This window comes from Streptomyces sp. NPDC059649 (assembly GCF_042734445.1).
In the GTDB taxonomy this organism is placed as follows: Bacteria; Actinomycetota; Actinomycetes; order Streptomycetales; family Streptomycetaceae; genus Streptomyces.
In genome coordinates, this window is sequence record NZ_JBHWDV010000062.1 from 1 (window position 1) to 24207 (window position 24207).

Below are 24207 nucleotides of genomic sequence, written 5' to 3' on the forward strand. Positions count from 1 at the left end.
GCTCGGTACTATGCCCCCCCGGTCGGCTTACCCCTCCGGCCGCTGAGGCCCCGGCGACGGTGTCCCGGGGTAAACGGTCGCCGGGTTGCGCTGCGGGGTCAGGCGGCCCCGTGGGCCCGGCGGCGGCGCAGCGCCAGGGCGGTGCCGGTCGCGCCGGCCGCCACCACCGCCGCGCCGATCGCCGCCGGGAGCACGGGGAACGCCGCGGAGTCGGTGGCCGAGGCGGTGTTCTCCAGGGCCGGGCCCGGGTCGATGGTGGTCGCGACCGGGGCGACGTACCGGATCGGGCCGACCGACCTGACCGAGCCGTCCTTGTTGAGCAGTACCTGCTTGTTGTTGGGGTGCCGGAAGTCGAACATCCCCTTCAGCGAGCCGGCCCGGGTGTCGAAGGCGGCGTCACCGATCCGGCCGGTGTGCCAGTTGTCCTCGATGAACTTGATCACCGAGGTCTGCTCGGTCCGGGTGTGGTCGATCGCGTTGACCCTGCTGTACGGGGAGATCACCAGCAGCGGCTGCCGGGTGCCGGGGCCGCAGCGGTCCTGGTAGCCGCCGGCGGCCGCGGGGCCCGCCTGGCAGGCCGGGCTGTCGGTGGCCTTGCCGTTGGAGCCGGTCGAGGTGTCCTTGGACCCGTTGCGCGGCTTGGCGTAGGCGTGGTCGTACCAGCCGTCGGAGTCGTCGTAGGCGATGACGACGGCGGTGTCCTTCCACTGCGGCGACTGCTGGATGCGGTTGATCCGGTCGACGAGGAAGTGCTGTTCGTCGATCGGGTCGGAGTAGGCGGCGTGCGCGTCCTGGTACTCGGGGGCCTTGACGAAGCTGACCGCCGGCAGCTTGCCCGCCTTCAGGACGGCGTCGAAGTCGGTCAGGTCGTAGTTGTGGTTGGCCGGCCCGGCGTGACCGATCTCGTCGACGCTCTTGGGCGGCAGGTGGTGCGGGTTCGCCGTGGACCTGTAGTACTGGAACGGCGCGTGGTGCGGGCTGTAGTCGACGACCGCCGCGCCCCCGACGTTGGTGTGGGTGGTGCCGCCGCACTTCGCGTAGTGGCCGTCCTGGCCGTCCCACGGGGTGCTGGGCCGGAAGCCGCCCTGGAACCAGCCCCAGCTGACGTGCCGCGCGGTGAGCAGGTCGCCGATGTTGCGGCCCTGCATCGCGGCGAGCGCGTTCTTGCCGGAGTGGTCCTTGTTGGAGCAGTCGTCGTAGGCCGGGTCGGGGTCGTTGACGATGGTGCCGACGCCGTCCGCGTCGGGCGACTGCACGGCGTGCGGATCGGGCTTGTCGGTCCGCCGCGGGTGTTCCGTGCTGGAGGCGGGGTCCATGGAGACGACACCGTGCGTCTGCCCGGAGACCAGGTTGAGGGCGCCCGGGGTGGACGGGCCGTAAGTGGTGCTGAAGGAGCGGTCGTTGAGGGCGTAGTGCTGGGCGTAGTTCCACAGCCCGGTGACGGTGTTGCCGTCGTAGTAGTCCATCACCAGCCCCGGCTCGCCGAAGAGGCCGCCGGAGCACTTGCCCGAGTCGGTGTTCTCGACGAACCGGTCGGCCTTGCCGCCGTTGTACGCGTACTGCTCGGGCCCGTAGTCGTGGTTCTGGTCGCAGGTCATGGCCTGCTGCGGGGTCAGCCGCTTGGGCGCGTACTGGTTGGGGTTGTGCTCGAGCAGACCGGCGGTGCGCAGGTTGTCGATGTCCCTGGGTGTGCGCGGGGACGGCGTGAAGCGGGTGCCGTCGGTGTTCGCGGCCTTGGGGTACGTCGCGAAGTAGTGGTCGAACGAGATGTTCTCGTCGAAGAGCACGACCACGTGCTTGATGGGGGTGGCCGTACGGGCGGGGGCGGGGTGGTGCCCGGCGGCCCAGGACGGCACCCCGGTGCCCAGGACGGTGAGGGCCGCGGCGCCCGCGAGGGCTCCCAGGCTCCGTATCGCCGCTCGTCTTCCCCTGCTTGCCATGCTCGTTCACCCTCCGGACGGTGACGTGGTGGTGCTGTACGCCCGGATGCTCGGCCGGGCGGGCAGCGGCTCGGCAGAGCCATGATGACGGGCGGGTGAACACTGAGTCAGGTAAGCCGGGCCAAAGCTTGACCGGGTGTTGACCCTTGGCGGCCGGAGCGCCGCCGGTCAGGTGAGCAGGATCCGGCCGTACCAGTCCGAGGTGTCGCGGACGCCCGGCAGGGCGTAGAAGTAGCCGCCGCCGAACGGGGTGAGGTAGTCCGTCAGCGGTTCGCCGGCGAGCCGGTGCTGGACGGCCTCGAACTGCGCGGCCAGGTCGCGCTGGTAGCAGCAGAACAGCAGGCCCATGTCGAGGTTGCCGTTGCGGTCCACGCCCTGGTCGTAGTTGTAGGAGCGGCGCAGGATCCGCTGGCCGTCGGTGGCCGCGGTGCGCGGGTTGGCCAGCCGGATGTGGCTGTCCAGGGGGATGACATCGCCCTTGGGGTCGCCGGGGTAGTGCGGGGTGTCGTGTTCGTGGTTGCCGTCCAGGGGCGCCCCGGTCTCGCGGTTGCGGCCGAACATCCGCTCCTGTTCGGTCAGCGACACCCGGTCCCAGAACTCCACCAGCATCCGGATCAGCCGCACCACCTGGTAGCTGCCACCGACCGCCCAGGCCGGTTCGCCGGAGTCCCGGCCGGCCCAGACCAGCCGGTCCATCTCCCGCGCCGAGCCGGCGTCCGGGTTGGCCGTGCCGTCCTTGAAGCCCATGAGGTTGCGGGGCGTACCGGAGGGGCGGGGCGGGCTGCTGAAGCCGTCCATCCGCCAGCGCACCTGCATGCCGCCGCGAGTGTGCCGGGCGATGTCCCGCAGGGCGTGCAGCACGGTGTCGGTGTCGTCGGCGCACAGTTGGAGGCTCAGATCGCCGTGGCACCACTCGGGCCGGAGGTCGTCGTCGGGGAAGGAGGGCATGGCCGTGAGGCGGCGCGGTGCGTGGCCGTGCAGTCCGAACCGGTCGTCGAAGAGGGATCCGCCCACGCCGACCGTCACCGTCAGCGCGCCGGCGGGCAGCCGCGGTCCGAGGAGGCCGGAGTCGGGGGGCGGGCCGGTGATGCCGGGCTCCGCCGGTGTGCCGCCGCCGGTCAGGAAACGGGCCCGGGCGGTGAGGGTGCGCAGCAGCTCGGCCAGCTCCCGGCGGTCACTGGCCGTGACGTCGAAGGCGGTGAAGGCCGTGACCCGGCGGGGCGCGGTGAGCACGGAGGACTGGTGCGGCCCGTGGAACGGCGGGGGTGCGGCCGCGGTACCGAGCGCGGGGCCGGGCACCGGCACCGTGACGCCGTCCCCCGGCACCGTGACGCCGGCCCCCGGCGACCCCTGCGCGGGCGCCGCACCGCCGGCCGCCAGCCCGGCCCCGGCGAGCGCCGCGCCCCGCAGGAATCCCCGTCTGCCGACTCCGTTCACGCCACTCATCCCGCTCACACCGTTCTGCGCGCGTCGCACAGCGTCGCCACCGACGCCAGCCGTTCCACCAGGTCTCCCAGCACCGCGTCGGTACGCTCCCGCTGCCGGCGGTCCAGTCGCTCCAGCGGCGTCCAACGCCCGTGCCGCCGGAAGCCGTCGAGCAGGTCCTGCGCCGCGTCCAACTTCCGTTCCAGCGCCGGGAGTTCGGGGTAGCGGGTGACGAGCAGGGGGCGCAGCCGGGCGAGCACGGCCCGGGTGCCGTCGAGGTTGGCGCGGGCGGTGGCGAGGTTGCTGCCGCTGCCGTAGTCGGTCCGCCCGGTCAGCTCGAACTGGAGGGTGTTCTCCAGGATCTCGTGGGCCCGCAGGCCGAGGTCCGCCGGTTCCATCCGGGCCTGCGCCCAGTCGTCCCGCAGCGTCCTGACGGCGTCGGCGAGTGCGGTGGCCGGTGCGCGCAGGGAGTCGGTGGACCGGCCGTGCCAGAGCCCGTACTCGATCCGGTGGAAGCCGGTGAAGGCCGGGTCGCGGACGCCGTCGGGCAGGCCGGCGGTGGTGCCGTTGATCTTCCCGTCCGCCTCGCCGAACGCCCCGTAGGCCGCACCCAGCCGTTCGTAGGCGAGGTGCGCGGACAGCCAGGCGTCCTCGGCCGCCGCGCGGTCGCCGTCCGCCAGGGCGTCGCGCAGCCGCCCGGTCCTGCCCACGAGGCCGTCCAGGCCTTTGGCGACCCACTTCTGGTAGGCGAGCGCCGGGGGGATCAGGTCGTGCTCGGTGACCGGGGCCGCCGCCGGGCCGGCCGGGCCGCCGCCCGCGATCCGCACCGTCGGCCCGGTGACCGCGTTCGCGTCGTCCGGCAGACACATGAAGGCGTACGTGCCGCGGCCCAGCCGGACCCGCAAATGCCGGGTGGTGCCGGGCCCGATGCCCTCCACCTCGCCGTAGACGGAGCCGTCGGCGGGGTTCTTGAGGTAGACCTCGGCAGCGGTGTCGGAGGTGTTGTGCAGATCGAAGACCTGCGTCCCGGGGCGCGGGTGCCGCCATCCGCGGCCGCATCCGCCGGGCGACACCTCGATGCGGGTGTGCGGCAACCCGTCCGCCGCGGCCCGCCCGGCCTCCGCGTCGTCCGCCCCACCGGTCAGCACCAGCCCGGCCAGCAGCCCCCCGACCACGAGCACACCACCGCCGGCCCTGGTCCGAGCGGTGGAACCCATGCTGCTCCTGGCCTTCGTCCTGATCCGGTGCTTGCGTGCTTGAGTGTGCTGGAGTGCTTGATCGTGGTCCGGGTCCGGGCCCTTGTCCCGGTCCTGGTCCTGGTCCTGGTCCTTGTCCCGGTCCTGGTCCCGGTCCTGGCGGACTCGGTGTCGCGCGACCGGATCGCCTCCCCACCCGACGCCCGATGCCCGCCCGACGGCGCCCGCCTCCATGCTAGGCAGCGCCCCGCCCCCGAACACCCTTTCCCCCGGGGTCGAGTACAAGAGTTTCCCGTCAGTTCACGGTGCGGACGCTCCGCGACGTCGTCGGCCGATCAGCCGGTCAGCCGGTCAGCCGGGAACCTCCATGCGCTGCGTCCCGACGACCGACAGCAGCCGCATCGCCTCTGCCGACGGTGAGCCGGGGGCGGCGGTGTAGATCACGACGCGCTGGTCCCGGTCGGCGATGTCCAGGACGTCACAGCGGACGGTCACCGGGCCGACGAGGGGGTGCTCGAAGGTCTTGCAGAGGGTGGGCCGGTCGGTGACGTCGTGCGCGGCCCAGAGCCGGGCGAACTCCTCGCTCCCGGCCAGGAGTTCCTCGACCAGGCCGGTCACCTCCGGGTCGTGGGGATAGCGGGCCGCGGCGGCGCGCAGGTGCAGGGCCGAGGTCCGGGCGAACTCGTCCGCGTCCGAGACGCCGTACAGCCGCCGGTGGTCCCGGTGGGGGCCGAGGAAGGCGCGCCGGATGAGGTTGCGGTCCCGGCGCGGGAGGGCGGAGAAGTCCTCCATCAGGGCGGCGGCCAGATCGTTCCAGGCGAGGACCTCGTACGTCGCCGACATCACCAGCGCCGCGGCCTCCGGCAGCCGGTGCAGCAGATCGACGATGCTCTGCCGCACCTCCCGCGCCGGCCCGGGCGGGGGGCCGGGCGGGGCACCGGCGAGGTGGTGGAGGTGGTCGCGCTCGGCGTCCGACAGGCGCAGCGCGCGGGCGAGTTGGGCCAGCACCTCGCGGGAGGGGTGCGGGGCCCGGGCCTGCTCCAGGCGCGCGTAGTACTCGGTCGAGATGAACGCCAGCTGCGCCACCTCCTCGCGGCGCAGCCCCGGGGTACGGCGGCGCGGCCCGGCGGGCAGCCCCACGTCGGCGGGGGCGATCCGCTCGCGTCTGCTCCGCAGGAAGTCACCCAGCTCACGTCGTACGTGTCGATCCATCGCACCAGTGTGCGCGAGCCCCGCGACGCCCAGCCAGGTACTCCCGGTGCCTGGATGAGCGGGGCGGCCGGCCCCAGGCTCGTCGGCATGAACCACACACCGATCACCACCACCCCGTCCTCGGGAACCTCGACGTCCACCGGAACCTCCGAGGCCGCCGGAACCTCCGGGGCCGTCGAAACCTCCGGGGCCGCCGGCCTGCTCGCCGGCAAGGTCGCCTTCCTCACCGGTGCCGGTCGCGGCATCGGCGCGGCAGCGGCGCGGTTGTTCGCCCGGGAGGGCGCCCGGGTGCTCCTCGCGGCCCGTACGGAGAGCCAGCTCAAGGCGGTCACCGAGGAGATCCGGGCGGCCGGCGGCACCGCGGAGTACGTGGTGTGCGACCTGGCCGACCCGGCGAGCGTCCGGGCCGCCGTCGACCGGTCCGTGGAGCTGTACGGCCGGCTCGACGTGGCCTTCAACAACGGCGCGACGGGCCAACCGCCCGGCCCGATGGACCAGTTGTCGGAGGCCGATTTCGACCAGGTCTGCGCCGTCAACCTCAAGGGCCCGTGGCTGGCCATGACCGCCGAGATCGCCGCCATCCGCGCCACCGCGCAGCGCGGGGCCATCGTCAACACCTCCAGCGTCGGCGCCCTGATGGCCAACCCCTGGCTGCCCGCCTACGGGGCGGCGAAGCGGGCGGTCAACAGCCTCACCGCCTCGGCAGCCGCGACCTACGGCCCGGAAGGCATCCGCGTCAACGCCATCGCGCCGGGCACCACGCTCACCGAGATGCTGCACGAGTGGGACGAACGGACCCCCGGCATCATCGACCAGCTCAACGCCCAGACCCCGCTGGGCCGGGCCGCCGATCCGGAGGAGATCGCCCAGGCCGCCGCCTGGCTCCTCAGCGACCGCTCCTCCTACGTCACGGGCACGGTCCTACGCGTCGACGGCGGCATGCGGGCCTGAACCGGCACGGCGCCCCTCCGCCCGGCCTGTCAGGCCGGCCACGACCCGGCGGGTACAGGTCTTGGCGGAGAGCCTGATCGCGTCAAGAAGCAGGTGCGGCCGCAGACCGGCGTCGAAGTCCGGGACGGTACGCGAGCCGGTGCGCAAGATCGAGGGCCGGCCGGCCGTACATCTGAGCCACATGGAAGCCGTCCGCGGCGAAATCGATCCCCGTGGCCCGGAAGTTCCGCACGCGCGGAGAGCTGCGGCATCAGCGAGGCACTCGACGGCGCCTGCGGGGACGCTCTTCCACATCACCCCGACGGGCTGCGCACCGGCCATTCCGACCTGAGCCGGGGTTAGCCCTCGCGACCTGTCAGCGCAGGTGGTGGAGGTAAGCGCCCCAGCACCCCGTCGTGGGTGAGCCGTTCCTGATGCGGGACACTGCGCGCCCAGAAGCTCCAGTGCGTGGTTGACGCCCCTACCGCAGGCTTGCCAAACGAGATGACTCCTGAGCCAGGCCTCCGACTCGTCATTCGAGTGCAGCCACGCCCGACTCCCGGCTTGGGCCGCGACGCTGCGAAGCCCGGCGAAAGGCCACGGCAAGAGGCGGCTGGTCACCAAAAACCGGGGCTCATATCGGCCTTGAGGAACCGTCACCAACGGTGAGAGCGTCTTCCTTGTCGAAGTTGATCAAGGGGGGCGTGTTCGCATGGGTGTTGTGCTGCCGGGGTGGGCGGATGAGATCCTCGACATCATCGGCGTGTCGTGGCCGAACGTGGACGAGGACGACTACCGCGACATGGCCGACGCTCTGCGGGAGTTCGCTGACGACATAGATGGTGGCGCGAACGAGGCTCATCAGGCCATCCAGAGCTTTGTGGGTTCGGCGGGCGGCTCTCTTGGAGTGGAGGCGCTCAATGCCCATTGGGGCAAGATCAACGGCAAGCATCTGAAAGGGCTGGCCGATTGTGGGCGCTTAGCCGCGACAGCCATGGATGCTGTCGCTTTGCTCATCGAGGGCGCCAAGCTCGCCGCCATCGTTCAACTCGGCATCCTTGCTGCTGAAGTCGTGGCGGCACAGGCCGCAGCGCCATTCACGTTCGGCCTGTCAGAGTTGGGAGCGTTGGCGGGCACCCAGGTGACGCGTCTCGCAGTGCGCAAGATCATCAAAGAGGTCTGCCAGCAGGTTGTCGAGCAGATCGTCAGTGTCGCTCTGACGCCGATCGAGGAAGCACTTGGCGCAATGGTCGGCGACCTGGTGGTCCAGCTTGGGGCCAATGCGCTCGGGCTGCAGAAGGGCGTCGATCTCGGTCATGCGGCTCAGGCCGGCAAGGACGCCGGGAAGTCCGCCGCTGCCGACATGCAGCTGCTGAGTGCTGGCGGCAGCAGTGGTGGCGGAGGGGGCGGTGGGGCTGGCGGCAGCGGCGGCTTCACCTTCGACCCTGATGCTCACGACAGCGTGGTCGACGTCCTCAAGCGCACCGGCGATGCCTTTCGCAACAAGGGTGGCGGCAAGATCGGGCGGGCCAGGAGCCACCACGAGCGCACCCGCGGTAAGGATGTCATCGCCAATGCCGCCGCTCCGATGATCGACAAGGTCATGGATGGACTCGGCGACGGCGTCAAGAGGACGGCGAAACATCTTGACGAGAAAATGGTCAGCGGCGTCAAGAAGATGAAGCTGAATCACCGCGAAAATGATGACGGTATCGCAACCGAGATTCAGAGCATCGGCAAGAAGTCGCACGGTAACGCGCCGACCTACCATGTGGATGACCACGGGAAAGTTACTCGCCTCACCACTGCGGGACATCAAGATCTGACCGATGAGGATCGTGGTCGACTCACCCCTATTGGACTTCAGGGGGACGACCACGTTGCCAGGAGAGTAGCGGGTAATTACCCACTGCCCAAGGAGCGCACGAAGAAGCCCTCCCGACAGGTCCCCTTCGGCAGCACGGATCTGTCTCAGGCCACACAGTTGGCACGACACGCCAACACCGGAAAACGCGACCGAAAGACCAAACAACCAGAGAAGGGTGACTACGGAAATAAATCAGGCAGTAAGTTCTCAAGTCGGAACTATGCCGCGGTGCGGCATGGCGAGCGGGGCGCCGACGATGAGTTCATACTTGTCGGCCGCAGTGTGTTCACGACAGGCATGCACTCGGAACGTCAGGTCGGCATACCATTCCTCGACGCTAAACACGCAGGAGGTATGACTGAGCTTTACACAGAACGTGCACCCTGCACGAAAAGCCCGGGGTCTGCGGACTGCAGTGCCTGGATGTCGGAGCATCTGCCGAATGTGAAGGTCTCACACTCCGTCGAATATGGCGACACCCCGGAGTCCAAGAAAAAGGGCAACGATGAAATGGAGAAGTACCTCAACAGCATCAATCGTCGCAAGAGGTAGCGATTGACTCGGAGAAGCAGCTTCCGATAGTCTCGCAGGCGTTATCGCATCTTTTCGTTAGGACTGACCATGCCTCAGCTCGTCGACCGCTCGATGATGGAATCGACATTCTCTCCGGAGAAGCTGGTAACGCCCGAGGAGGGCAACCTCCCAGCGGAACTCAACGGGTCGGCTCGTTCGCTTCTGGTCAACGTCGGCCTTCCGGATGATCGAAGTTCCTTCTTTGCGATGGACGGAGGATTCTTCGAGGGGGAATCACCCAACAGCTTTCGCCGATGCGCGGAACTCAGTTACTTTTCTGAGTACGAGGACATGCCGAACGGCTGGGAGACCTGGCTGATTCTCGGCGAGATTCATTCCGACGTTGTTGCTTTGGATCCCGTCTCTGGGGCCATCTACAGCCTGCCGGATGGGGAGTACAAGGCGTGCCCGCTCAACCAGAGTCTCGATTCCTTCCTCTTCTTCCTCTACCTGCTCGAAATTGAGCGTCCTCATTACGACTTCAGGGTGTCAGATGAACTCGCCGACCCAGAGGGCGTTGCCGAAACCCTTCGGGAGCGGATGGCGGGTGCCGACCCGCTCCCCTTCGAAGGGGTGGAGCCCGCCTGGTCGGAGGACTTCGACTGGGAGGCTGAGGACGCGCCTCGCTTGCCCACCTGGGAGTGTGTTCTTTGGGATGTGCACGAGACGGTCGGATAAGTGAAGTGATCCATGCCGGTCACTGAGGAACGTTATGGCGCTTCAGGTAGGTGCAGCCCGTGGTGCGTCCGGCACGTCTGCGAGTGACTGACGCAGGTTGCCGATGCCCGTGGGGCCGACGAGGTGACGATTCCATGCTGAGACTTATGTGACGGCGAAGCGACGCACCAAGGCAGCCCGGCGCAAGCGACGAGGGAACTGCCGCGCCCAAGGCCAGTGCTTGGTAGCGATGAACAGGCCCGTAACGGCGATGGGGTGACGTGTCGTCAAAGTGGCCGATTCGTGCGGCAACTGTACTCTAAGGGGTGCCTCACTTTATGCGAATCAGTGTGACAGCAAGCTCTTGAGGCCCGCCGGACTTGGCTGCCTTGAGTCGATTTTGAGGAGTTCTCCATGGCTGCCCACGAGGGTGAACTACGGGCGTTCGGACGGGAGGCGGCGGGTGACCCGCTCACGACGCCTCCAAGCGTCCTCCACCTGGCGCAGGTGGCCGTACCGTGGCAGGTCGGCCCGTACTTCCGCACCTCTCCTGCCGATCCGGTTCTCCTTGGCGAATATGCGGAGTTCGCTGGACGTGACGTAGCTGTGGAAGAACATCGGCAACTCGCGCGACTGGGCACCGACCAGGGATACGAAATCTGCACTGACCCCCAGGGAACAGTGCAGGCAGTGCTGCTCGGCTACAACGAGCCCCTCCGGTTCGTGAACTCCTCTCCCGAGCGCTTCGCACAGTCGCTCCTTGAGCTGGACCAATTGCTGCGCGCTGTCCTCGCGACCGACCAACCTCAGGCCGCCGCGGACGCATTCGCCAAGGCTGCGCAGCGTCTGCGCACGGTGGACCCGACCGCATTCGCCAACCAGGAGAACTGGTGGCCCCTCGTCCTCGATGACATCCGTGACACGTCCGCTGCCGATTGGTACGCGGCCTTCGAGTACATCGGCGCTGATGGCCAGAAGCAGATCGTGACCCAGTCCGGGACTATCGGACTGCACCCCGAGGAACGACTCTGGTCCTCCTTGCATGGAGCTGGCATCGAGCCCAGCCAAGTGCTGAGAATTCACACTGAATTGGAGGCATGCTTCATGCCCGGTCACTACTGCTCCCTGTGGATGGAGCAGACCTTCCCCGACGCCGAACTAACCCACAACTTCCCCTACGGGGAAACCGCTGAATCCCGCGCCCAGGGCATCCGCCTCCTTCGCGAAGCCGCCGCCCAGCCTCCCAAGCAATAATGCAGCGAGGGGACGACCACATCATGACCACCGCTACGTCGGCACCTGACATCGCAGCGTGGCCGCCGTTGGAGCCACAGCGCGAAGGTGCTGGCCGCGCGCTGCTCGACTGGGTAGCAACGGCCGACGAAAGTCTCCCGCGTCTGTGTCTGCTCCGTGGAGACCGGGCAAGCGGCAAGAGCCACCTGCTCGCTTGGTTCCTTGCCGGCTCGGCGTCCCATCCCCGCACCATCGCGCACGCCACCGTCCCAGCCGCAGGGCTCATCACGGAAGCCCTTGCCTCGGGGATGAGCCGTCAACTCGGCTATGGTCCGTTGCCTCCGCACCAACTTCTGAACCGTATCGCCGTAGACCATCGTCCGCTGCTCCTGCTGGTGCCTGACCTCCATCTCGCCGGTCGTGGCCCCTCCGGCCAACCGTCGGCCCAGCCGCAGACGATCACCGACGAACTCCTCGGCCCGCTTCTGCAATTCGCGCACGTGCGGCTCGTTGTGGAGACCGGCCGTACTGACCTCCTCAGCTCCGCAAATTCCCGCATCATCGACCTCGGCGCATCGTCGCATCTAGGTGCCGTATCTGAAGGCGCATCGAATGCGGACTTTCCATCCATGCTCGCCACGGTGCCTCGAACGTCAGACGGCAGGCTCCTGTGGAACCAGGCTCCTGCCCAAACCCGGGAGTACGTCCTCGATGCCGCGCTTGATGCAGGCGACGGCATGGCGGTACGCAATCTGCTCGCCGACCCGGGATTCCTGATACACGGGTCCACAACCGCCATCACTGCCACGCTCAACAGCCCAGCCACCATTGCCCCCGCTGGTCTGCGCAGCATCTGGGACCGCGTAGCCCCTCAACTGTCGATCAACGAATACAGCGACACCGAGCGTGCCGCACTGCTGCATGCCGCTGCCCTCGCCACCAGTCCTACCCTCAGTGAATACCTGCGGCCCCTCGCCGAGCAGCACCACTGGACAGCCACCTGGTCACACCATGACACCCCGACCGCTACTCAGTGCCAAACGCCAGGAAACGGCGAGCAGTTGCTTGCCTCGGACGCACTGGGCCGCCTCCATCTCCACCATCTCACCACGGGCAACCGGACCGGTATGGTGCCCTCACCCGCTGCGCTGAGGCCCTCTGGAATCGCAGCGGCCACCCGCGACGCCTTGTTGCTTCTCGACGAAACTGGGCCATTGCATGCCCTCACCTCGGACGAGGAGAGCACAGCGGCCACAGTGCTCGGGCACATCGCCTCCCACCACGACCAATTACTGCTCAGCTCTGATGCCTCCCGGCCCACTGCCCTCGGCTCCTGCCAGCAGTCCTCTCTGGCAGTCATCGGCGATGCCGGCGGAACGGTACACCTGTGGTCCCTGGCCGAGTATCGCCCCGTGCCACAATCCTGCCGCCTGCATTCCGGCGCGATCACGGCCGTCACTTGCCTACGGCTACCTGAGGAGGACCTCTCCTTCGTCATCAGCGCGGCTTTCGACGGATCGATCCGCCTCTGGGAAACTTCCCAAGGCCCCATGGAAGGGCCTGTTGACCAAAGGCCAGCCCTTGTCACAGCCCTCGCAGCCGCCGACACCCCTGTCGGTCCTCTGCTCGCCGCCGCGTGGAACGACGCCGAACTACACCTGTGGCACCTCACAAGCGGAAGTGTCCAGATCCTGCCGCTGATCTACCGCTGTAATGCCCTGACGCTTTCCTCCAACGGGCAGTTGACCATCGGTGGGCCGGATGGTCTCCACGCGATACGCCTTGATCTCGATCGCCTCTGGGGCTGACCACTCTCGTTGACGCGGCGCAATCGGCACCGCAACCTCCCCCGCCGGCAGCGCTCAGCCGGGAAATTAGTACGCCGAAAAAGTCATAGGACCTGGACGCGTACGACAAGAAGCGTCAGTACAGCCGGTACTACGGCCACCCGGGCCCTACGCGCCCCGAACCAACCTCGCTCCGGCGCCCTATCGCAGCGCGCCCAGCAGCGCAGCGTGGAAGGCCTTGAGTCCCGTTGTGTGCTCTCGGGCCCGCGGCTCGGTGAAGCGGCGCGGGCAGAGGCCTTGGGTGCCGCTCCCACGACTGAGCTCAACCAGGCCGACAGACTGCCGCGGCCAGCCCCGCTGGACAGTCACGGCCATCCCCGAATCGACCTGCAGGATGCCTCGACGGAACGTGACGGGACATCAGCAAAGTCAGCAACGAGTCAGCACAGGCATGCTCAGAGCCGACCACAGATGATTGAACCTCCAACTTGGCGTGAACCGAGGTTAACCCCATGACCTGGCAAGACGCTGGTCACGAGGCCAACCTCAGCCCTACCTCCACCCGATTCGGGCGATCCCCCGCGTCGCCCGAATCAGGCTGCTCTCCGGAATCGCCCGAGGGACAAACTTCCGGTGGCCGTCTGAGTATATTGGCTCTCAGCCAGTCAACGCAGGAGTTACAGGATGTCCCCCCGCAGCGCATCGGTCAATGAAGAATTGCGGCGGCGCTCCCGCGAGCGGCTGTTGCAGGCGACGGTTGATCTGGTAGGGGAGCGCGGCTACGAGTCGACGACGCTCGGGGACATCGCCCAACGGGCCGGGGCGGCGCGCGGGCTGATCTCGTACTACTTCCCGGGCAAGCGGCAGCTGTTGCAGTCCGCGGTGCACCGGCTGATGCACCTCACCCTGCAGGCGGCACTGGAGCGCGAACCACGGCCCGCCGGGCCGGATGCCGGGCGGGAACTGCTGGCCCGAGCCATCGACGCGATCCTCGGACTGGCGCACGACCGGGCGCTGCTGATGCGTACGCACATGGCGGGGATCCTGACGGCCGAGGGGTTCATCCAGTGCCCCGAGCAGCAGCGGCTGGCGCAGTTGCTGCGGGAGACGGTCGTGGCGTACGGCTCCACCGATCCGGACACCGACTATCCGCTGCTGCGGGCCCTGCTGATGGGTGCGGTGGTGCCGATGCTGCTGCCGGGCGCCCCGATGCCGCGGGCCCGGTTGCGGGCCGAGCTGTTCCAGCGCTACGGGCTGGAGTGGGAGCTGGGTGTCCCGCCAGGTGAGGAGCCCGCCGCGGTGACCCGGCCGCGTGGCATCAACTCCCCGCAGCTGGCGGGCAGTTGACGTGGCTGATGTTCGGATGGCGAGCCTGGGTGAGGTGTCGTCGGGACCTCGGCGTACGGTCAGCGCTTGTTGTGACGTGGCGTCAAGAGTCCCTCGTCGCGGGCGCCGGCGATCAGCCGCAGTGAACGACGGCGGTTGCGTCCGGTGGCGAGCATGACGGCCAGCACCGGGTCGCGCCCCTCCCGCTGGGCCTGCCGGTAGGCGTCCGCGGCGAGCTTGCGGCGCTCGACGACCCGTTTCCGGGCGAGCGGCGCCGAGCGGGTGCGCGCCTCGGTCCCGTTCCCGCCCCCGTTCCCGTCCCCGTCTCCCTGCGCCGCAACCGCGTCCTGACCCGTTCCCTCCGCGGCCCGCTCCCCCGTCTCGGCGCACTCGCCCGCCGCGGCGGGCTCCTCCAGTGCCGCCTCGGCACGCTCCCTGTCTTCGGGATCCGTCGCTTCCGCCCGGCCATCCGCCTCCGCCTCCGCGGCCGTGTCGGCCAACTGCCCGGCGACCGGCTCCGACCGTCCGGCGAGCGACTCCGGCGGTTCGGTGCTCCGGGACGGCGCGCCGGCGACCTGGGCCGGTCCGGTCGTCGACCCCGTGGGCGCCGCCGGCCCCTCGGCCGACCGTTCCGCCGCGGGGCCGGTCAGCGAGGTGTCCGTCGCGCCGGCCGCCGGGCCGGTCACCGGTGCATCCTTCCCGGCAGCCGTCGGTCCGTGTGCCGGGCCGGTCGACGGTTCCTGGAGCGGGCCGGCCGGGGCGCGCTGTGCCGGGCCGGTCGTGGATGCGCCCGGCGGGCGCACCATCCGCTCCGGCGATCCGGCGGCCGGGCCGGGCTGGCGGGGTGTCGGGCGGTGCTTCCGCGGGCGTCCGGTGGCCGCCCGGATGGCGTCGTCCAGCGGGCCCTCGATCCAGCGGGCCAGGTCGGCGAGGCCGTCCAGGGTGAGCGGTGGGTCGGCCCGGACGTCCTCGACGGTGATGCGGTCGTCGGAGACCGTCACGAGGACGTCGATGCGGGCGCCGTCGGCGAACGTCAGCCGGGCGCTGCACCAGGGGCCCAGCGGGTCGAGCCGGGGTGCGGTCGGACCGGCCGGCTCGGCCGGTGCGGCCGATGCGGCGGGCATGCGCGCGGGCGCGGCCGAGCCGTGCGCCTGCAGCTCCCACGTGGGCCACTCCCGTGGCGCGCCCTGGGCTTCATATCGGTGATTAACGGTATAAAAGTCACTTTCCGACACATTGAAAACCTAGCCTCCAGCCCACCCGGCCCAGTAGCGCGGCACGCTCATCCCACCGGGAGCAACCCCGATAGCGCATCTCCCGTCGCGCGCCCACCGGTGCGATCCTGGGGTTATCCCGCGGAAGGGGCCACTCGTGCTTCGTGTCGCAGTGATCGGTTCGGGACCCAGCGGCGTCTACACCGCCCAGTCCCTCATCGAGCAGGAGGCCGTGCCGGACATCGAGGTCTACGTCCTGGACCGGCTGCCGTGCCCGTACGGCCTGGTGCGCTACGGCGTCGCCCCCGACCACGAGAAGATCAAATCGCTGCAGAACAACCTGCGTACGGTGCTGGAGCATCCCCGGGTGCGGTTCGTGGGGAACGTGGAGGCGGGGGCTCCGGGGCTGGGGGTGGAGGAGCTGCGGAAGATCTTCGACGCGGTGGTGTTCTGCGTGGGCGCGGCCACCGACCGGCATCTGGGCATCCCCGGTGAGGATCTGCCCGGCAGCCACCCGGCGACCGAGTTCGTCGCCTGGTACAGCGCGCACCCGGATGCGGCCGCGACCCGCTTCGCCCTCACCGCGCGGTCCGCCGTCGTGATCGGGGTCGGGAACGTGGCGGTGGACGTGACACGGATGCTCTCGCGGGCGGCCGCCGAGCTGGCCGCCACCGACATGCCGCAGGGGCCGCTGGGTGCGCTCGCGGACAGCCGGGTCGAGGACGTGTGGATGGTGGGCCGACGCGGGCCGTCCCAGGCGAAGTTCACGACCAAGGAGCTGCGCGAGCTGGGGTCGCTGCCGGGTACGGAGGTGCTGGTGCGGCCGGATGAGCTGGCGCTGGACCCGGCGTACCGCGATCCCGCGGACCTGCCGGCGGTGGCCCGGCGCAATGTCCAGGTACTGCGCGGCTGGGCGGAGCAGCCGGCCGGCGGCGGCGCTCCGGTGGGCCGGCGGCGCCGGATCCATCTGCGGTTCTTCCTGCGGCCGGTGGAGATCCTCGGGGACGTCGGCGGGGTGCGGGCCGTCCGGTTCGAGCGGACCGCGCCCGACGGGCGGGGCGGGGTCGCCGGAACCGGCCGATTCGAGGAGATCGAGGCGCAGTTGGTGCTGCGCTCGGTCGGCTACCGGGGGACGCCGCAGCCGGGGCTGCCGTTCGACGAGGCGACCGGAACGGTGCCGCACACCGCGGGGCGGGTGCTGCAGGACGGGGCGCCGCTGCCCGGTGTCTATGTGGCGGGCTGGATCAAGCGGGGCCCTACGGGGGTGATCGGCACGAACCGGCCGTGCGCCAAGGAGACCGCGCAGTCGCTGCTGGCGGACGCGGCCACGCTGGCGGGGCGGGCGACGGCCGGGGACCCGGTGGCCGCGCTGGCCCGCGCGGGGCAGCAGCCGGTGCTGTGGCCGGGCTGGCTCGCCATCGAGGCCGCCGAGGCGGAGTGGGGTCAGGGGCTGGGGCGCGGCACGGTCAAGTTGCCGGACTGGGCAGGGCTGTTGGAGGCGGCCCGGGCGGCGGACCTGACCCGCTGAGGCCGGGCGGGGCGGCGCGCGGCGATTCGGCGGGGTCAGCAGGGCCGGCGGGGTCAGCGGGGCCGGCGGGGTCGGCCACCGCGGGGCGGCGTCACTGCTCTTCGAGCCGGCGGTCCTGGAGGTCGGCCGCCCGCAGGACGCCGTCGATCAGCCCCGGGAAGAGTGCTTCCAGGTCGGCCGTGCGCAGCCGGTTCATCTTGGCCGTGCCCCGGTAGAACTGCTGGATCACGCCGTGCTCCCGCAGCACCCGGAAGTGGTGCGTACAGGTCGACTTGCTGACCGGCAGCTCGATGTCCGCACAGTTCAGCTCGTCCTCCGCGGTGGCGAGCTTGCACACGATCCGCAGGCGCATGGGGTCGGCGAGGGCGTGCAGGACGTCGGCGAGCCGGATCTCCTCGCGGGCCGGGTGCGCGAGCGTGCGCGCTCCCGGCACGGCGCCCGGGGAAGTCGTATCGGTCGTCATCACGGCTCCTGTGGGTCTGCGGCCCGCTCTCCGGGTTCCGGGGCCCTGACGCCCGGTCCGCACGCTCATTGTACGAGAAGCATCGTAGTTTGACATCCACCGTAGTACGGCGGTTATCGTACGAGCACGGAAGCCGGTCCGGCTCCCGTTCCCCCGGCACACCCCAGGCACAGGAGCCCGCCGTGAGCGCACTGTTCGAGCCCCTCACCCTTCGCTCGCTGACCATCGCGAACCGCCTCTGGATGGCGCCCATGTGCCAGTACTCCGCGGCTCCCGACGGCCCGCAGGAAGGGGCGCCCCACGACTGGCACTTCCAGCACCTGGCGGCGCGGGCGGCGGGCGGCACCGGCCTGATCCTCACCGAGGCGACCGCGGTGTGCCCCGACGGCCGGATCACCCCGTACGACCTCGGCCTGTGGAACGACACCCAGACCGAGGCCTTCCGGCGGATCACCGCCTTCCTCAAGACCCAGGGCACCACTCCCGGCATCCAGATCGCCCACGCCGGACGAAAGGCATCCACGGAGCGCACCTGGGTCAACCGCGGCGGCCCGATCCTGCCCGGACAGCGGCACGGCTGGGAGCCGGTGGGGCCGAGCCCGCTGCCGTTCGACGAGGGGTTCGCCACGCCGGCGGAGCTTTCCGTGGCGCAGATCCATGAACTGGTCGGGCAGTTCCAGGCGACCGCGCGCCGGGCGCTGGCGGCCGGCTTCGAGGTGGCCGAGGTCCACGGGGCGCACGGCTACCTGATCAACCAGTTCCTCTCCCCGTTCACCAACCGGCGCACCGACGCCTACGGCGGCTCGTACGAGAACCGGACGCGGTTCGCGCTGGAGATCGTGGATGCCGTGCGGGCCGAGTGGCCGGACGAGCTGCCGCTCTTCTTCCGGATCTCGGCGACCGACTGGCTCACCGAGGACACCGACGACGACCGTACGGGCTGGACTGCCGACGACACCGTGCGCTTCGCCCGGGACCTGCGCGAACACGGCGTCGACCTGCTGGACACCTCCACCGGCGGCAACGCCCCGGACGCCAGGATCACCGCCGGTCCGGGCTACCAGGTGCCGTTCGCCGAGCGCGTCAAGAAGGAGACCGGTCTGGCGGTGGGCGCCGTCGGACTGATCACCGAGGCGCGGCAGGCCGAGAAGATCATCGCGGACGGCCAGGCGGACGCCGTGCTGCTCGGCCGGGAGCTGCTGCGCTCCCCCAGCTTCGCGCAGCACGCGGCGCGGGAACTGGGCGCCGAGGTCCGGGGGCCGGAGCAGTACCACCGCGCCGTCTGAGTCCGGTCCGGTGCCTCGCGCGGGCGGCCTGCGGAACGCCGTGGCACCCCGCCCGACCTGCGCGGACGCGCTCCGGGACGCCGTTGTCAGTGGTCGGGTGGAGACTTGCCACATCTGAGACAACGGCGTCCCGGAGGTTCGGGCCATGACTGACGTACTACTCGCGGTGGGCACCCGCAAAGGGCTCTTCATCGGCCGGCGACGGCGCGGTGCATGGGAGTTGAGCGGTCCGCATTTTCCCTCGCAGGCGGTGTACTCCCTCGGGATCGACACCCGTCGTGCGACACCCCGGCTGCTGGCCGGGGCCGACAGCGCCCATTGGGGCCCGTCGGTGTTCCACTCCGACGATCTGGGCGAGAGCTGGCAGGAGCCCGCCCGGCCCGCGGTCAAGTACCCCAAGGATACCGGGACTTCGCTGGAGCGGGTGTGGCAGCTGCATCCGGCGGGCCCGGCCGCCCCGGACGTGGTGTACGCGGGCACCGAGCCCGGCGGGCTGTTCCGCTCCGAGGACTGCGGAGAGACGTTCGAGCTGGTCCGGGCGCTGTGGGAGCACCCGAGCCATGAGCAGTGGGTGCCGGGCGGCGGCGGGCTGGCGGTCCATACGGTGATCACCGACCCGCGGGACGCCGACGCGGTCACCGTCGCGGTGTCCACGGCCGGGGTGTTCCGCACCCTGGACGGCGGTGCCAGCTGGGCCCCGTCCAACCAGGGCGTCAAGGCGGTCTTCCTGCCGGACCAGCATCCGGAGTTCGGCCAGTGCGTCCACAAGATCGCCCAGGACCCGGTCGACCGCGACCGGCTCTATCTGCAGAACCACTGGGGCGTCTACCGCAGCGACGACGCCGGCGCGCAGTGGACGGACATCGGCGCCGGTCTGCCCTCCGACTTCGGCTTCGCGGTGGCCGCGCATCCGCACCGCGGCGATGTCGCCTACCTCTTCCCCATCACGGCCGACATCGACCGGGTACCCGCTGAGCACCGCTGCCGGGTGTACCGCACCTCCGATGCCGGCGGCAGCTGGGAGGCGCTGAGCCACGGCCTCCCCGAGGAGGACCACTACGGCACGGTGCTCCGCGACGCCCTCTCCGTCGACGACGCCGATCCCGCGGGGGTGTACTTCGGCAATCGCAACGGCGAGGTGTACGCCAGCGCGGACGACGGCGACAGCTGGCGACAGCTCGCCTCCCATCTGCCGGACGTGCTGTGCGTCCGGGCGGCGGCGGTGGCCTGAGCAAGGGGACGGGCTGGGCAAGACGGTGCCCTTGGGAAGGAGTGCGTTGAGCAAGGAGGTGGCTGAGCAAGGGTGTCTGAGCGACGGGCGAGCGGTGACACCGTGGCATCACACAGAGGGAGAGCGAACGGCCCGGCGGCGTACGGCGGTTGGGGCGCGCCGGGTGTGGGCCGTGCGTGGCCGGCCGGGACCGGTTCGTCGAGGAACGGAAGAGGAACGGAAATTGAAGGGGACGGGCCTTCGGCCAGTAGGGTGAGCCCGTGGCTGCACGACCTCTTCAAGACATCGTCGAATCAGGCTGGGCCAAAGCGCTGGAGCCCGTCGCCGACCGGATCGCCGCGATGGGCGATTTCCTGCGGGCGGAGATCGCCCAGGGGCGGACCTATCTGCCGGCCGGCAGCAACGTGCTGCGCGCCTTCCAGCAGCCGTTCGACGAGGTACGGGTGCTCATCGTCGGACAGGACCCCTACCCCACTCCGGGGCATGCGGTCGGGCTCAGCTTCTCGGTGGCGCCGGACGTCCGTCCGCTGCCCGGAAGCCTGGAGAACATCTTCCGCGAGCTGCACTCCGACCTCGGCCTGCCCCGGCCGTCGAACGGCGATCTGACCCCGTGGACGCGCCAGGGCGTCCTGCTGCTGAACAGAGCGCTGACGACGGCGCCGCGCAAGCCCGCCGCGCACCGCGGCAAGGGCTGGGAAGAGGTCACCGAGCAGGCCATCCGCGCGCTGGTGGCCCGCGGCCGTCCGCTGGTGTCGGTCCTGTGGGGGCGCGACGCACGCAACCTGCGGCCGCTGCTGGGCGACCTGCCGGCCATCGAGTCCGCGCACCCCTCCCCGATGTCCGCCGACCGCGGCTTCTTCGGCTCCCGGCCGTTCAGCCGGGCGAACGACCTGTTGGCCCGGCAGGGCGCGGCGCCCGTCGACTGGAGGCTGCCCTGACCCCGGGCGATAGTGTTCCCGGCATGACGAATGCGAACATCCCTGCGGGTTGGTATGCCGACCCGCAGGGCACCCCCCACCAACTCCGCTGGTGGGACGGGTCCCAGTGGACGGCGCACACCCACCCGGGCCAGCAGCCGGCGCCCCAGGACCGGACCGCACAGCCCGGCCCCCAGCAGCCGCAAGCGCAGTACGCCCCGGCCCAGCAGGCCCAGCCGGCCGCCCAGCAGCAGACGGCCCCGCAACAGGCGCCGCAGCAGCACGCCCCGGGCCAGGCCCCGTACCCCGGCCAGCCGCAGGGCGGCGCCCCGTACGGCCAGCCCGGTCCCGGTCCGCAGGGCCACGGCCAGCCCGGTCCCGGCCAGCCGGTGCAGCAGCCGTACGGCCAGCAGTCGATGCCCGGTCACCAGCAGCCCGGCCCGTACGCCGGCGCCGGCGTACCGCACCAGGTGCAGCAGCAGGCGGGGGCGGCGCCGACGGGCCCGGGCGGCGGGACGCTGTTCACCGAGCCGGTGCTGGTGGTCAATCAGAAGGCCAAGCTCATTGAGGTCACCAACGAGTACAGCGTCTTCGACCAGCACGGCAACACCCTGGGCGCGGTCGTCCAGGTCGGCCAGAGCACGGCCAAGAAGGTGCTGCGGGTGGTCTCCAGCCTGGACCAGTACATGACCCACAAGCTGGAGATCCGGGACGCCTACGGCCAGCCGCAGCTGGTGCTGACCCGGCCCGCGAAGCTGATCAAGTCCCGCGTCATCGTGGAGCGTCCGGACGGCTCACCGGTCGGCGAGATCGTCCAGCAGAACGCCATCGGGAAGATCAACTTCGGGATGATGGTGAACGGCCAGCAGATCGGCGCCATCAAGGCCGAGAACTGGCGGGCCTGGAACTTCGCCATCGTGGACCACGCCGACACCGAGATCGCCCGGATCACCAAGACCTGGGAGGGCCTCGCCAAGACGATGTTCACCACCGCCGACAACTACGTGCTGCAGATCCACCAGCAGCTGCCCGATCCGCTGCTGAGCCTCGTCGTCGCCACGGCCCTGACCGTCGACACCGCCCTCAAGCAGGACGCCCGGGGCCTTGGCTGACACCTCCGGCGGCCATGTCCTCGGCGTCGACTCCGGTGGCTCGGGGCTGCGGATCGCGGTGGCCCGCGCCGGCGACGCCGCGGCGCGGCCCCTGGCCGTCCGCACCTCCCGCGAACCGGTGCGCACCGGCCCCGCCGGGATCGACGCGGACCATCTACTCTCCCAACTCCTGCCGCTGGCCGAGGAGTTGGCGCAGGAGGTGGGGTCGCGGGACTTCCCGGCCGTGTGTGTCGGCGCCGCCGGTATGGCCTCCCTGGGCGACGATCTGCGCGCCCGACTGCCCGGCGCGCTGGCCGCCGCGTACAGGGTGCGCGGGCTCGCCCTCGCCGCCGACGCCGTGACCGCGTACGCCGGTGCGCTCGGGCAGCGGCCCGGCGCCGTGGTCGCCGCGGGCACCGGCATGATCGCGCTCGGCACGGACCTGACCGGGGCGGGCTGGCGCCGCGCGGACGGCTGGGGCCATCTGCTGGGCGACTGCGGCAGCGGCGCCTGGATCGGCCGGGCCGGCCTGGAGGCCGCACTGCGCGCGTACGACGGCCGGCCGGGCGGTTCGGCCGCCCTCCTGGCGCGCGCGGAGGCGGTGTTCGGCCCGGTCACCGGGCTGCCCGGGGCGCTCTACCCGCGCTCCGACCGGCCCGCCGTCCTCGCCTCGTTCGCGCCCGAGGTGGGCCGGTGCGCCGCGGCGGACGACCCGGTGGCGCGGGGCATCCTGGACGCCGCCGCGGGCCATATCGCCGATGCCGCGGCCGCGGTCTGCCCGCCGGGCGCCGGCCGCGCGGTGGCGTGCACCGGCGGGCTGTTCGGCCTCGGCGAACCGTTGCTGGCCCCGCTGCGCACCGCGCTCGCCGAACGGCTGCCGGACGCCCCGCTGACGCCCGCCGCCGGGACCCCGCTCGACGGGGCGCTGACCCTCGCCGCGGCGCTCGCCGGCGACCGGCTGAAACTCCCCGCCGATGGGAAGTTGTTGCAGATCACACGGCCTGCGCCGGGGTAGCACGACCATGACGCGCGGGATAAATCGGGACGGATACCTCGGCACCGAACCCTCCCTCCGCGGGCGGGGGGTCCGAGGCGTTAGCATGCGGCGCCATGAGTTCCCCCACTGGGCCCGCACCTGGCTCGCCCCATTTTGACGCCGCACCCCCGAGCCCGGGAGGCGCACCCGGCCTGCCCGTACGCATGCCGCGCGCGCGGCAGTCCGGCCGCCACCGCAGGCCGGAACCCCTCGCCGCACCCGAGGGCGCACCCACCCTGGTGCTGGCCGTGCCCGGCACCCCTTCCTCCGCCGCGCGCAGCCTGGCGGAGGAGGTCTCCAGCATCGCCCGCTCCGAACTCCCCGGTCTGGACGCCCGGATCGGCTACGTCGACGGCGGTGACGACGAGTTCCCGTCGCTCGAAGCGGTGCTGGCGAAGGCCGCCGCCGAGCGCAGGGCCCGGGAGAGCGCCGACGGCCAGGAGGACCCCGGCCCGGTCGCCGTGGTCGTCCCGCTGCTGGCCGGCCCGGACAGCGCGCTGCTGCGCCGGATACGCCAGGCCATGATGAACAGCGGCTCGGGCGCCGAGCTGACCGACGTCCTCGGCCCGCACCCGCTGCTCGCCGAGGCCCTGCACGTCCGGCTCTCCGAGGCCGGTCTGGCGCGCGCCGACCGGGCCCGGCTGTTCACGGTCGCGACGGCCGCGGACGGCATCATCCTCGCCACCGTCGGCGGCGAGGAGGCCGTGCAGGCCGCCGGGATCACCGGCATGCTGCTGTCCGCGCGGCTCGCGGTGCCGGTGCTGGCCGCCGCGCTCGACGAGGAGGGCGCCATCTCCCGTACGGCCGAGCAGCTGCGCGAGTCCGGTTCGCAGCAGCTGGCGCTGGCTCCGTACCTGATCGGCCCGGAGATCGCCGACGGCCTGGTGGGGGCGGCCGCGGCGGAGGCGGGCTGCGCGTCGGCCGAGTCGCTGGGCGCGTACGGCGCGGTGGGCCGGCTGGTGCTCTCCAACTACGCGGCGGCGGTGGGCATCACCCTCCCGACGCAGACGCCGGGCGTCCCGGTCCGCTAGCGGACCGAACGAACCGAAACGCCATACCGGTACCCGGTACCGGTCAGGGGCCGTCCCCGCACGCTGCGTGCGGAGGCGGCCCTTCGCCCTTTGCGGGTGGACGGCACGCCGCCCGGGCGGAGGGCAGCGGTCCGGTTCCCGCCGTGAGCGGCGCAGGCGCCCGCCAGACGGCCCGCGAGCGCGGCAGGTGCGGCACGGTGCCCCGGCGAGCCGTACGCTCGCGAGAGGACCCCGCACGGCCCCTCCCGGGCGCCCACCCGTACG

General features: G+C 70.9%; 19 protein-coding genes. 13 read left to right on the forward strand and 6 right to left on the reverse strand.

The genetic code is table 11. The annotated features are described in order from the left end of the window. Positions 1–98 precede the first annotated feature (98 nt). The 4 genes from ACFV1J_RS35515 to ACFV1J_RS35530 all read right to left on the reverse strand — a co-directional run bounded on the left by ACFV1J_RS35515 (position 99) and on the right by ACFV1J_RS35530 (position 5773). A complete protein-coding gene (locus ACFV1J_RS35515; RefSeq protein WP_385865271.1) occupies positions 99–1940 on the reverse strand; it encodes a phospholipase C in 1842 nt (613 codons plus the stop codon). A 168-nt stretch (positions 1941–2108) separates the two neighbouring features. Continuing rightward, entirely contained in the window at positions 2109–3386 is a 1278-nt protein-coding gene (gene efeB / locus ACFV1J_RS35520; protein ID WP_385865272.1) for an iron uptake transporter deferrochelatase/peroxidase subunit, read from the reverse strand. Positions 3387–3391: 5 nt separating this feature from the next. Next, the gene (locus ACFV1J_RS35525; RefSeq protein WP_385865274.1) at positions 3392–4582 is read right to left on the reverse strand and encodes an EfeM/EfeO family lipoprotein; all 1191 of its coding nucleotides are present in this window, start codon (positions 4580–4582) and stop codon (positions 3392–3394) included. Positions 4583–4912: 330 nt separating this feature from the next. Further along, the gene (locus tag ACFV1J_RS35530; protein ID WP_385865276.1) at positions 4913–5773 is read right to left on the reverse strand and encodes a helix-turn-helix transcriptional regulator; all 861 of its coding nucleotides are present in this window, start codon (positions 5771–5773) and stop codon (positions 4913–4915) included. An 87-nt stretch (positions 5774–5860) separates the two neighbouring features. Here ACFV1J_RS35530 and ACFV1J_RS35535 point away from each other — a divergent pair, with 87 nt between their 5' ends. From ACFV1J_RS35535 to ACFV1J_RS35560, 6 genes are all read left to right on the forward strand, one after another. Then, positions 5861–6724, forward strand: a complete 864-nt coding sequence (locus tag ACFV1J_RS35535) for an SDR family NAD(P)-dependent oxidoreductase (protein WP_385865278.1) — start codon at positions 5861–5863, stop codon at positions 6722–6724. 691 nt (positions 6725–7415) lie between these two features. Then, a complete protein-coding gene (locus ACFV1J_RS35540; protein WP_385865280.1) occupies positions 7416–9122 on the forward strand; it encodes a nucleic acid/nucleotide deaminase domain-containing protein in 1707 nt (568 codons plus the stop codon). A gap of 69 nt (positions 9123–9191) precedes the next feature. After that, positions 9192–9821, forward strand: a complete 630-nt coding sequence (locus ACFV1J_RS35545; RefSeq protein ID WP_385865282.1) for an SUKH-4 family immunity protein — start codon at positions 9192–9194, stop codon at positions 9819–9821. Between the two features lie 393 nt (positions 9822–10214). Further along, positions 10215–11054, forward strand: coding sequence for a nucleic acid/nucleotide deaminase domain-containing protein (locus ACFV1J_RS35550; RefSeq protein WP_385865284.1), 840 nt, complete (start codon positions 10215–10217; stop codon positions 11052–11054). 23 nt (positions 11055–11077) lie between these two features. Further along, complete coding sequence (locus ACFV1J_RS35555; protein WP_385865285.1) at positions 11078–12841, forward strand: hypothetical protein; 1764 nt, start codon at positions 11078–11080, stop codon at positions 12839–12841. Positions 12842–13504: 663 nt separating this feature from the next. Then, on the forward strand, positions 13505–14167 hold the full coding sequence (locus tag ACFV1J_RS35560; RefSeq protein ID WP_385865287.1) for a TetR/AcrR family transcriptional regulator: 663 nt from the start codon (positions 13505–13507) through the stop codon (positions 14165–14167). Positions 14168–14226: 59 nt separating this feature from the next. On the opposite strand, the gene ACFV1J_RS35565 is transcribed toward ACFV1J_RS35560, so the two are convergent. Then, positions 14227–15270 (reverse strand): DUF6214 family protein, encoded by a 1044-nt coding sequence (locus ACFV1J_RS35565; RefSeq protein ID WP_385865290.1) that lies wholly within the window; start codon positions 15268–15270, stop codon positions 14227–14229. Between the two features lie 247 nt (positions 15271–15517). Here ACFV1J_RS35565 and ACFV1J_RS35570 point away from each other — a divergent pair, with 247 nt between their 5' ends. Then, positions 15518–16888 carry an FAD-dependent oxidoreductase gene (locus ACFV1J_RS35570; RefSeq protein ID WP_385865292.1) on the forward strand — a complete coding sequence of 457 codons (1371 nt, stop codon included), beginning with the start codon at positions 15518–15520 and terminating at the stop codon, positions 16886–16888. A gap of 91 nt (positions 16889–16979) precedes the next feature. On the opposite strand, the gene ACFV1J_RS35575 is transcribed toward ACFV1J_RS35570, so the two are convergent. Further along, positions 16980–17351, reverse strand: coding sequence for an ArsR/SmtB family transcription factor (locus ACFV1J_RS35575; RefSeq protein ID WP_385865294.1), 372 nt, complete (start codon positions 17349–17351; stop codon positions 16980–16982). Between the two features lie 182 nt (positions 17352–17533). On the opposite strand from ACFV1J_RS35575, the gene ACFV1J_RS35580 reads away from it, so the two are divergent. The 6 genes from ACFV1J_RS35580 to ACFV1J_RS35605 all read left to right on the forward strand — a co-directional run bounded on the left by ACFV1J_RS35580 (position 17534) and on the right by ACFV1J_RS35605 (position 23943). Further along, positions 17534–18637, forward strand: a complete 1104-nt coding sequence (locus ACFV1J_RS35580) for an NADH:flavin oxidoreductase/NADH oxidase (protein WP_385865296.1) — start codon at positions 17534–17536, stop codon at positions 18635–18637. 145 nt (positions 18638–18782) lie between these two features. Then, entirely contained in the window at positions 18783–19868 is a 1086-nt protein-coding gene (locus tag ACFV1J_RS35585; protein WP_385865298.1) for a WD40/YVTN/BNR-like repeat-containing protein, read from the forward strand. Between the two features lie 260 nt (positions 19869–20128). Next, positions 20129–20806, forward strand: a complete 678-nt coding sequence (locus tag ACFV1J_RS35590; protein WP_385865300.1) for a uracil-DNA glycosylase — start codon at positions 20129–20131, stop codon at positions 20804–20806. A gap of 23 nt (positions 20807–20829) precedes the next feature. Then, positions 20830–21897, forward strand: coding sequence for a phospholipid scramblase-related protein (locus ACFV1J_RS35595; RefSeq protein ID WP_385865302.1), 1068 nt, complete (start codon positions 20830–20832; stop codon positions 21895–21897). Continuing rightward, positions 21890–22891 (forward strand): N-acetylglucosamine kinase, encoded by a 1002-nt coding sequence (locus ACFV1J_RS35600; RefSeq protein ID WP_385865304.1) that lies wholly within the window; start codon positions 21890–21892, stop codon positions 22889–22891. The genes ACFV1J_RS35595 and ACFV1J_RS35600 overlap by 8 nt, the downstream gene beginning before the upstream one ends. 95 nt (positions 22892–22986) lie before the next feature. Next, on the forward strand, positions 22987–23943 hold the full coding sequence (locus ACFV1J_RS35605; protein ID WP_385865307.1) for a sirohydrochlorin chelatase: 957 nt from the start codon (positions 22987–22989) through the stop codon (positions 23941–23943). Positions 23944–24207 lie beyond the last annotated feature (264 nt).

Excerpts from the sequence above, each read along its gene's own strand:
- ACFV1J_RS35515 (WP_385865271.1), bottom strand. The coding sequence starts at position 1,940 with ATGGCAAGCAGGGGAAGACGAGCGGCGATACGGAGCCTGGGAGCCCTC.
- efeB (WP_385865272.1), bottom strand. The coding sequence starts at position 3,386 with ATGAGTGGCGTGAACGGAGTCGGCAGACGGGGATTCCTGCGGGGCGCG.
- ACFV1J_RS35525 (WP_385865274.1), bottom strand. The coding sequence starts at position 4,582 with ATGGGTTCCACCGCTCGGACCAGGGCCGGCGGTGGTGTGCTCGTGGTC.
- ACFV1J_RS35530 (WP_385865276.1), bottom strand. The coding sequence starts at position 5,773 with ATGGATCGACACGTACGACGTGAGCTGGGTGACTTCCTGCGGAGCAGA.
- ACFV1J_RS35535 (WP_385865278.1), top strand. The coding sequence starts at position 5,861 with ATGAACCACACACCGATCACCACCACCCCGTCCTCGGGAACCTCGACG.
- ACFV1J_RS35540 (WP_385865280.1), top strand. The coding sequence starts at position 7,416 with ATGGGTGTTGTGCTGCCGGGGTGGGCGGATGAGATCCTCGACATCATC.
- ACFV1J_RS35545 (WP_385865282.1), top strand. The coding sequence starts at position 9,192 with ATGCCTCAGCTCGTCGACCGCTCGATGATGGAATCGACATTCTCTCCG.
- ACFV1J_RS35550 (WP_385865284.1), top strand. The coding sequence starts at position 10,215 with ATGGCTGCCCACGAGGGTGAACTACGGGCGTTCGGACGGGAGGCGGCG.
- ACFV1J_RS35555 (WP_385865285.1), top strand. The coding sequence starts at position 11,078 with ATGACCACCGCTACGTCGGCACCTGACATCGCAGCGTGGCCGCCGTTG.
- ACFV1J_RS35560 (WP_385865287.1), top strand. The coding sequence starts at position 13,505 with ATGTCCCCCCGCAGCGCATCGGTCAATGAAGAATTGCGGCGGCGCTCC.
- ACFV1J_RS35565 (WP_385865290.1), bottom strand. The coding sequence starts at position 15,270 with ATGCCCGCCGCATCGGCCGCACCGGCCGAGCCGGCCGGTCCGACCGCA.
- ACFV1J_RS35575 (WP_385865294.1), bottom strand. The coding sequence starts at position 17,351 with ATGACGACCGATACGACTTCCCCGGGCGCCGTGCCGGGAGCGCGCACG.
- ACFV1J_RS35585 (WP_385865298.1), top strand. The coding sequence starts at position 18,783 with ATGACTGACGTACTACTCGCGGTGGGCACCCGCAAAGGGCTCTTCATC.
- ACFV1J_RS35595 (WP_385865302.1), top strand. The coding sequence starts at position 20,830 with ATGACGAATGCGAACATCCCTGCGGGTTGGTATGCCGACCCGCAGGGC.
- ACFV1J_RS35605 (WP_385865307.1), top strand. The coding sequence starts at position 22,987 with ATGAGTTCCCCCACTGGGCCCGCACCTGGCTCGCCCCATTTTGACGCC.